At 62.6% G+C, this 8652-nt stretch carries 8 protein-coding genes and 1 pseudogene; 4 read left to right on the top strand and 5 right to left on the bottom strand.

The window, feature by feature from the left end:
- The 4 genes from Q8K09_RS13985 to Q8K09_RS13970 all read right to left on the bottom strand — a co-directional run.
- On the bottom strand, nt 1-741 hold a 741-nt coding region (locus Q8K09_RS13985), incomplete at its 3' end, for a metal-dependent hydrolase (protein ID WP_305255586.1).
- A gap of 201 nt (nt 742-942) precedes the next feature.
- Nucleotides 943-2352, bottom strand: a complete 1410-nt coding sequence (gene mapR / locus Q8K09_RS13980; protein ID WP_305255585.1) for a GntR family transcriptional regulator MpaR — start codon at nt 2350-2352, stop codon at nt 943-945.
- A 64-nt stretch (nt 2353-2416) separates the two neighbouring features.
- Nucleotides 2417-3832, bottom strand: coding sequence for a cytochrome c oxidase accessory protein CcoG (gene ccoG, locus Q8K09_RS13975; protein ID WP_305255584.1), 1416 nt, complete (start codon nt 3830-3832; stop codon nt 2417-2419).
- Between the two features lie 328 nt (nt 3833-4160).
- Nucleotides 4161-4817, bottom strand: coding sequence for a DsbA family oxidoreductase (locus Q8K09_RS13970; protein ID WP_305255583.1), 657 nt, complete (start codon nt 4815-4817; stop codon nt 4161-4163).
- A gap of 258 nt (nt 4818-5075) precedes the next feature.
- On the opposite strand from Q8K09_RS13970, the gene Q8K09_RS13965 reads away from it, so the two are divergent.
- The 4 genes from Q8K09_RS13965 (at nt 5076) to Q8K09_RS13950 (ending at nt 8436) form a co-directional block, all read left to right on the top strand.
- The gene (locus tag Q8K09_RS13965; protein ID WP_305255582.1) at nt 5076-6746 is read left to right on the top strand and encodes a nitrite/sulfite reductase; all 1671 of its coding nucleotides are present in this window, start codon (nt 5076-5078) and stop codon (nt 6744-6746) included.
- Nucleotides 6743-7255 carry a DUF934 domain-containing protein gene (locus Q8K09_RS13960; protein ID WP_305255581.1) on the top strand — a complete coding sequence of 171 codons (513 nt, stop codon included), beginning with the start codon at nt 6743-6745 and terminating at the stop codon, nt 7253-7255. Before Q8K09_RS13965 ends, Q8K09_RS13960 begins: the two co-directional genes overlap by 4 nt.
- Nucleotides 7256-7346: 91 nt before the next feature.
- Nucleotides 7347-7715, top strand: coding sequence for a CidA/LrgA family protein (locus tag Q8K09_RS13955; protein WP_305255580.1), 369 nt, complete (start codon nt 7347-7349; stop codon nt 7713-7715).
- On the top strand, nt 7708-8436 hold the full coding sequence (locus tag Q8K09_RS13950) for an LrgB family protein (protein ID WP_305255579.1): 729 nt from the start codon (nt 7708-7710) through the stop codon (nt 8434-8436). The genes Q8K09_RS13955 and Q8K09_RS13950 overlap by 8 nt, the downstream gene beginning before the upstream one ends.
- A gap of 77 nt (nt 8437-8513) precedes the next feature.
- Here Q8K09_RS13950 and Q8K09_RS13945 read toward each other — a convergent pair.
- Nucleotides 8514-8652, bottom strand: a pseudogene (locus tag Q8K09_RS13945) (metal-dependent hydrolase); the annotation flags it as partial.

The raw sequence follows: 8652 nt of genomic DNA, 5'->3' as shown, positions 1-8652 counted from the left end.
TACCTCAGCCAGTTCAGTACCGCGCGGCAGGCGGCTGAGTTGCGGTGGTTGCGTGTCGAACCAGCCAACCAGGGCCTCGTGGTAGTCATCGCCATCCAGCACAATCACCCGCCAGAGCAGGCTGTTGAGTGGTGTCGGGGTGCTGAATAGTGCTTCGGCCTGGATGCCCTGGTCAGCCAGTTGCACCTCGACACGGTGTTCCGCCATGGATTTACCGGCCAGGGTCGAACCCAGGTACAGCGTCGACAGCGCCAGGGCAATCACGGGCGCACGCGGCGCTTTGCCGTGCAGGCCAAACAGCAGGCCCGCGATCACCGCGCCAATCAGCGGGACGCTGTACAGCGGGTCGATGATAAAGATGCTCGACCAGGCCGTGGGTGTGGGCATCAGCGGCCAGAACAGCTGGGTACCGTAACTGGTGAACGCATCGAGCAGTGGATGGGTAAGCAGCACCAGCCATAACGTTAGAAACAGGCGTTGCGACGAGTAACCGGGGTTGTGTCGGAAACGTCGCGTCAGCCAGGTCAACAGCAGCGCCACACCGGTGAGCACAAACAGGGAATGGCTGAAGCCGCGGTGGTAAGTCATGTCGGCCACGGCGTCGCCGTAGTCGATGACCACGTCCAGGTCCGGCAGGGTGCCCAGCATGGCGCCATACAGCAGAGCCTTGCGGCCTTGCCAGCGGCCGAGCAGTGCGCCTTGAAGGGTGGCGCCGAGGACAGCCTGGGTAATCGAGTCCATATCGCGTGCGTCTCGCAAAGTCGGGCCGCTACGTTAGCCGAGCTGCTTGGCGAATGCCGAGGGAAAAGTTCAAGCAAAGATTTCTGCCGCAACGCCTTATGCAGTCTGTCAGCGCGAGCTGTGGGGCCGACCTCCATAGGGTGCGCCGCGCGCACCACCTGTGTAATGCCAACACCTGCACCGCTTACCAGGCTTCGCCCGCTAGAACGACGCGATAATCCGCCCCAGTACCTCCATCGCCTGCTCGCTTTCGGCATTCCATGGGTGGCCGTAGTTCAGCCGGGCGCAGTTACCAAAGCGCCGGGTGGCGGAGAAAATCGGGCCCGGCGCCAGGCTGATGCCCTGGGCCAGGGCGAGCTGGAACAGGCGCAGGGCATCGACCTGCTCGGGAAACTCGAACCAGAGGAAATAGCCGCCGCTGGGCCGCGTCACCTTGGTGCTGGCTGGGAAATGCCGCGCGGCCGAGGCCAGCATCGACGCCTGCTGCGCCTCCAGGGCATGGCGCAGCTTGCGCAGGTGGCGGTCGTAGCCGCCGTGTTGCAGGTAGTCGGCCAGAGCGGCTTGGGCCGGTACGGACGGCGAAATGGTAGTCATCAGCTTGAGCCGGCTGATCTGCTCGGCATAGCGTCCGCCGGCCACCCAGCCGACCCGGTAACCCGGCGCTAGGCATTTGGAAAACGAGCCGCAGTGCATCACCAGTCCTTCGCGGTCGAAGCTCTTCACCGGTTTGGGCGGCTGGCTGCCGAAATACAGCTCGGCGTAGACATCATCTTCGATCAGCGGCACCTGATGACGCTGCAGCAGCTGGTACAACGCGGCCTTCTTGTCATAGCTCATGCTCGCGCCGAGCGGGTTCTGCAGGCTGCTCATAAACCAGCAGGCCTTGATCGGCAGGCTGGCCAGGCGCTCGCTGAGCACCTCCAGATCAATGCCTTCGCGCGGGTTGACCGGTATTTCCACGGCCCTGAGTTTCAAGCGCTCCAGCACCTGCAGGGTGGCGTAAAACGCCGGCGCTTCAATGGCCACCAGGTCGCCGGGCTGAGTTACCGTTTGTAAGCAGAGGTTGAGTGCTTCCATGGCTCCGCTGGTGATCACCAGCTCTTCCAGCGGTAGCATTACGCCGCTGACCATATAGCGCAGGGCGATCTGCCGACGCAGGTTGGGGTTGCCCTCGGTCATGTCGGCGATCACCGCCTGTGCTGGCATATCCCGCACGCTGTGCGCCATGGAGCGCGCCAGGCGCGGCAAGGGAAACAGCTGCGGGCTGGGGAAGGCTGAGCCGAACGGCACGGTGTTTGGGTCTTTCAATGAGGAAAGTACGGAGAACACCAGCTCGCTGACGTCCACCTCGGTGGTTTGCGTCGGCTGCTGGCTGGTTTCCGGCTCGGCCAGGGAATGCCGCGCCAACTCGCGGACGAAGTAGCCGGAGCGGGCGCGCGCCTGGATCAGGCCGCGGTCTTCGAGCAGGTAGTAGGCCTGGAACACCGTCGAGGGGCTGACCCCATAGGTGCGGCTGGCGTGGCGCACCGAAGGCACCCGCTCACCCGGCGCGAGCACCCCGGTGCGGATCAGCTCGGCAATCTGGTCGGCAAATTTCTCGTAGCGTTTCATCGTGTTCGTCGGTGCGCTGAGTGTTGCAGCGCACTCTACGGGGAGTTGCCTGGCCATGCGACTGTCAGCGCCCGTGTGGTGAGAGGAAAACGCTCTGCGTTTGCGCCTGCTCGCTGGCATCGGCCAGGTTGTGGATCACAAAGCGCACCGGCATTGCGCTGCTCTCGGCGGTTTTGCGCTCCAGCACCAGGGTCACCGGCACATCGAGAATTTCTCCAGGGTTTAACTGCAACTGCTGCGGTGCATCCAGGCGTAGACCGGGGCTGTCGAGCAGGGCCAGGCCGTAACGCTGCTGTTGTTGGGTCTTGTTGATGACCTTGAGCAGGTAGGTGTTCTCGATCTGCCCTATTTGGTTTTCGCGGTACATGCTGCGGTCTTTGGCCGAGTCGATGGAGAGCATCGAGCGGTCGTTCAAGGCCCAGGCGAAGGCACCAATCATCAGGGCCAGGGCGATGGCATAGCCGATCAGGCGTGGGCGCAAGCGCTTGGTTTTGCCGCCCTGCAGCTCGCGCTCGGAATGGTAGCCGACCAGACCGCGGGCATAGCCCATCTTGTCCATTACCGAGTCGCAAGCATCGATGCAGGCACCGCAACTGATGCAGTCGATCTGCAGGCCGTCGCGAATATCGATGCCGGTCGGGCACACCTGCACGCACATATAACAGTCGATGCAATCACCCAGGCCTTCGGCCTTGTGGTCGCTGTCCTTCTTGCGCGGGCCTCGGCCTTCACCGCGTTTGGCGTCGTAGGCGACCAGCAGGGTGTCGTCGTCGAACATCGCACTCTGGAAGCGCGAATAGGGGCACATATGCACGCAGACCTTCTCGCGCAGCCAGCCGGCGTTGAGGTAGGTGGCGGCCATAAAGAACAGCACCCACACCAGGGTGCCGCCCGCCAGTTGCAGGCGCAGCAGGTCGCTGGCCAACTCGCGGATCGGCGTGAAATAACCAATAAAGGTCACCGCCGTAAGCAGGCTGACGCCCAGCCAGATTGCGTGCTTGGCACTGCGCCGCGCCAGCTTGTTCAGCGACCAGGGCGCCGCATCCAGCTTGATCCGCTGGTTGCGCTCGCCCTCGGTGACCTTCTCTGCCCACATAAACACCCAGGTCCAGACACTCTGCGGGCAGGTGTAACCACACCACACCCGCCCGGCCACCACGGTGATAGTGAATAAGCCAAACGCTGCGATGATCAGTAGCGCCGAGAGCAGGATGAAATCCTGCGGCCAGAAGGTCGCGCCGAAGATGTAATAGCGGTGTTCGGCCAAATTCCACAACACCGCCTGGCGACCGTCCCAGTCGAGCCAGGCGGTGCCAAAGAAGATCAGAAATAGCAAACCCGCCCCGTACAGGCGCAGGTTACGAAAACGGCCGCTGAAGCTGCGGGTATGAATCGGCCCGCCCGCTTGTGACGGGGTCATGCGGATAGGCTGGCGCGGGTCGATGGTCTCGATGATCTGCGCAGGAATACGTTCGCTCATTACGGGCCTCGTCGGGCTTTATCAGGCGAGGCAAATGATGCGGGCAGGGCTGATCCGGTAACAGACTCAGGTTTTCGAATAAAAAGCGGATCAGATGGTGGGTTTGGAGATGGGGCAACCGTTGATGGTTGTGGATAGCTGCGAGTCAAGAGCGTCTATATCGTCGTCTGGTTGATGCGCCGATTGGGATTTTGTGGGTATGGGAGGGGCCGGCCGGAGCTCTGTTAGCCACGATGTTTGCGGCGCCCTCAAGGTCTATCGCGAATAAAAGCTAGGTGCCCCCTTCGCTCCTACGGTTTGGTGGCGCGCAGGTGTCGGCCTAGAGTGTTCAGGCTTCGGCCGTCGCCAACTGTTCCAGAATTCGGCTGAAGTTCTCCACGCCCTGGGCGCCACTGACCAGGTGGCGGTGGTTGAAGATGACCGCAGGCACGCTGCGGATGCCTCGGCTGACCCAGATGTGCTCGGCTGCGCGCACCTCGTCGGCGAAGCGTTGGTCGGTAAGCACCGCCAATGCGTCGTTATGGTCCAGGCCGATCTCGGCGGCTACGTCTGCGAGGACCTGGTTGTCCGACAGGTTGCGCCGATGGGTGAAGTGCGCAACAAACAGCGCCTGTTTCAGGTCGTGCATGCGGCCTTGCTGATCGGCCCAGTGCAGCAGCTGGTGGACGTTGAAGGTGTTGTGCATGCGCATGTCATCGGCGAAGTTGAACTCGAAATCAACGCCGTTGCCGGCCTGCACCAGGTGCCGATGGTTTTCGTCTGACTGCGCTTGGCTTGCGCCGTATTTCTCGGCGATATGCTCGCGCAGGTTCTGACCCTCGGCGGGCATGTCGGGGTTTAGCTCAAAGGGGTGCCAATGCAGTTCGTAGTCCGTGCCGCTGGCGTGCAGGGCCTGCGCCAATTGCCGATAACCCACCACGCACCATGGGCAGACCACGTCAGAGACGATGTCGATATGCAGTTTTTTTGCGTCGAGGGCGGCCATGGTGGGTTCCTTGTGAAGTTGTATTCAATGAGTTGAGGGTGCCCGGCGATTTTGTCAGCGGCTCGATGCGAGCCCTGTTCAGTGGACGGCATGCCTGGGGAGCCAACACGGTAGCCTGGATTGTCGCGGGTGGAAATGCTGGGTGATTGCCAACACCTGACGGCGCCATCTGCTCTGTATTTTTCCGCTGGATCTGCCGCTGTTTCGGTATCAGAGGGCTGGGCATAGTGGGGCCATCGATAACAGCCGAGGCCGCCGATGTACCAATACGATGAATATGACCATGTGCTGGTGCGCGAGCGCGTGGCGCAGTTTCGCGATCAGGTCGAGCGGCGCCTCAGGGGAGAGCTGAGCGAGGAAGAGTTTCTGCCGCTGCGTCTGCAGAACGGCCTGTACCTGCAAAAGCATGCCTACATGCTGCGCGTGGCGATCCCCTATGGGACGTTGGCGGCGCGGCAGATGCGCGCGTTGGCGCATGTCGCGCGGCAGTACGACCGGGGTTATGGGCATTTCACCACGCGGCAGAATATTCAGTTCAACTGGATCGAGCTGGAGCAGGTGCCGGACATTCTTGAGCACTTGGCAGGTGTTGAGATGCACGCGATTCAGACCTCCGGCAACTGCGTGCGCAATATCACCACCGAGGCCTTTGCCGGGGTCGCAGCCGATGAGTTGTTGGACCCCCGCCCGTTGGCGGAAATTTTGCGCCAGTGGTCGACCATCAACCCGGAGTTTCTCTACTTGCCGCGCAAGTTCAAGATCGCCCTGTGCGCCGCCGAGGAAGACCGCGCGGCGGTGATGATGCACGACATCGGTCTTTACCTGTACCGCGACGAGGCCGGCGAGTTGCTGCTGCGGGTGATGGTTGGCGGCGGCCTGGGGCGCACGCCGATTTTGAGCCAGCAGATTCGCGAGGCGTTGCCCTGGCGCCATCTGCTGTCCTACGTCGAGGCGGTGCTGCGGGTGTACAACCGTCACGGGCGGCGCGACAACAAGTACAAGGCGCGCATCAAGATTCTGGTCAAGGCCCTGGGGATCGAGGCGTTCGCCCGTGAGGTCGAGGCCGAGTGGCAGCACATCAAGGATGGCCCAGCGGAACTGACCCAGGAGGAGTACCAGCGGGTGGCCGATGCGTTCGTCGCACCGCCGTACGAGCAATTGCCTGAGATCGACCTGGGGTTTGGCACAGCCTTGGCGCAGGACGGCGAATTTGCCCGCTGGGTGTCGCGCAATACCCTGACGCACAAGGTGCCCGGCTACAGCGCCGTGGTGCTGTCGACCAAGCCGGGCATCAGTGCGCCGCCGGGCGATGTCACCGCCGAACAGATGGACGCGCTGGCTGACCTGGCCGAGCGCTTTGGCTTTGCCGAGCTGCGCATCGCCCATGAGCAGAACATTGTGCTGCCCGATGTGCGCAAGGCAGATTTGCATGCGCTCTGGCAAGCCGCAGGTGAGGTGGGCCTGGCGACGCCAAACATTGGCCTGCTGACGGATGTGATTGCTTGCCCCGGCGGCGACTTCTGCTCCCTGGCCAATGCCAAGTCGATCCCGATTGCCCAGGCGATCCAGCAGCGTTTCGATGATCTGGATTACCTGCATGACCTGGGCGATATCAGCCTGAATATCTCCGGCTGCATGAATGCCTGCGGCCATCACCACATTGGCAATATCGGCATTCTCGGCGTCGATAAGAACGGCAGCGAGTGGTACCAGGTGACAATCGGCGGCGCCCAGGGCAAGGCCAGCGCGCTGGGCAGGGTGATCGGACCGGCGTTCAGTGCGGCGCAGATCCCCGATGTGATCGATGGGCTGGTGCGCACCTTCACCGACTACCGAGAGGCCGAGGAACGTTTTGTCGATACCGTGCAGCGCATCGGCCTGGAGCCGTTCAAGGAAGAGGTCTATCGCAAGCCGCAGGTGCCAGCATGAACAACCTGATCCGACTGCTTGATGGCGCGCCGAGTATTGTCCGCAACGACCCTTGGCAACTGCTGGGTGACGTCACTGAGCCCGATTTGCAAGGGCCACAGATAGTGTCGTTGAATATCTGGCTCGCGCGCCAGGATGAAGCTGTTTTGCGCGCCGAGCAGGCCAGTGCCGATGGTATCTGCCTGGCTCCGGATGATGAGGTGGAAAGTCTGCGGGCCTACCTGCCAGTTCTGCCGCTGATTGCCATCGCGTTTCCCAGCTTTCGTGATGGACGCGGTTATAGCCAGGCGTACCTGTTGCGCACGCGCTTAGGCTGGACGGGCGAGTTGCGCGCGGTGGGTGATGTGCTGCGTGATCAGCTCAGCCATATGCGCCAGTGCGGGTTTGATGCGTTCGCCGTGCGCGAAGACAAGTCTGTCGAGGATGCACTCAAGGGCCTGGCCGGTATGAGTGTGCTATATGGGCGGTCGGCGATTGAGCCGCGGCCATTGTTTCGGCGACGTGTGTAGGCGCGAGTTTAATCGCGATTTTGCAGCATTTCGCGAGTAACGGCCGGCTGCGTTACCTCGCGATTAATAGCTCACACAGAGGAATGTTCTTATGGTGTTGAAAGGGCTGACCTGGCTGGTGCTGCTGCAGATTGTAGGCAGCCTGGTCAGCGAGCTGCTGCTGCCCGTGTTGCCCGGCAGCGTGATTGGTTTGCTGCTGTTGTTTGCCTACCTGCTGCTGCGCGGCCAGGTCAGCGAACCGTTGAGCCAGGCGAGCAGTACGCTGCTGCAGTATTTGCCGCTGCTGTTTGTGGTGCCTGCGGCCGGGATCATGCTGGCCAGCGATGCGTTGCTGGCTGACCTGCCGGCGATTTTGACGGCGCTGTGCTTGTCGCTCGTGGTCACGGTGCCGTTGTGCGGCTGGATGATGCAGCGCCTGGCTCGACGTGTAGAGCAGAAGGCGGAGACGCCCCATGAATGAGGCTGTGTGGCTGACGGTGGCTCGGCTGGTCGTCGATCACCCGCTGTTCCCCGTGGGGCTGACGCTGCTGGCGTTCCAGTTTGCGCTGTGGCTATACCGGCGCAGCGGTTGGTTGGTGCTGCAACCGGTGATGGTATCGATGCTGATCGTGGTGGGCGTGTTGCTGGCCTGCGGCATGGATTACGCGACCTACCGTGCAGGCGCGGCGCCTATCGCGTTCTTGCTGGGGCCGGTGACCATCGCCCTGGCGGTGCCGCTGTACAACAACATCAAGCGCATTCGCCAGCTGGTTTGGCCGGTGCTGTTGACCGTGCTGGTCGGCGGCACCCTGACGGTCAGCCTGACGCTGGTGATCGCCCACGCCATGGGCGCGCAACTGCCGGTGTTAGCGAGCCTGTCGGGGAAGTCGGTGACCATGCCCATCGCCATGTTGGCGGCGGAACAGCTCGGCGGTCTGGCCTCGCTGGCAGCGGTCTTCGTCATGCTCACCGGGGTCATCGGCACGGCGCTGGGGCCTTGGCTGCTGGGGCTGGTCAAGGTGACTCACCCGGCGGCGCGCGGGCTGAGCTACGGCATCAACGCCCATGCAATCGGCACGGCGCAGGCGCTGGAGGAGGGATCGGAATGCGGTGCTTTTGCCGCCCTGGGAATGAGCCTGCTTGGGGTGATCAGCGCGGTGCTGCTGCCGCTGCTACTGGGCTGGGCATTCGCCGGATTGTAAGGCCGATGCCCCGCGCAGAGGGTTCTGCGCGGGGCATAAGGGCGTCATCAGACCTTGAAAAAGCTGACCCTTTCCGCCAGGCGTTGGTGGGCGGCCGAGTCCGCCAGTACCTCAGCCAGTTCAGTACCGCGCGGCAGGCGGCTGAGTTGCGGTGGTTGCGTGTCGAACCAGCCAACCAGGGCCTCGTGGTAGTCATCGCCATCCAGCACAATCACC

The sequence above is a fragment of the Pseudomonas sp. genome, assembly GCF_030683065.1.
Classification (GTDB): Bacteria; Pseudomonadota; Gammaproteobacteria; order Pseudomonadales; family Pseudomonadaceae; genus Aquipseudomonas.
This window is presented reverse-complemented; position numbering and strand designations above follow the sequence as displayed.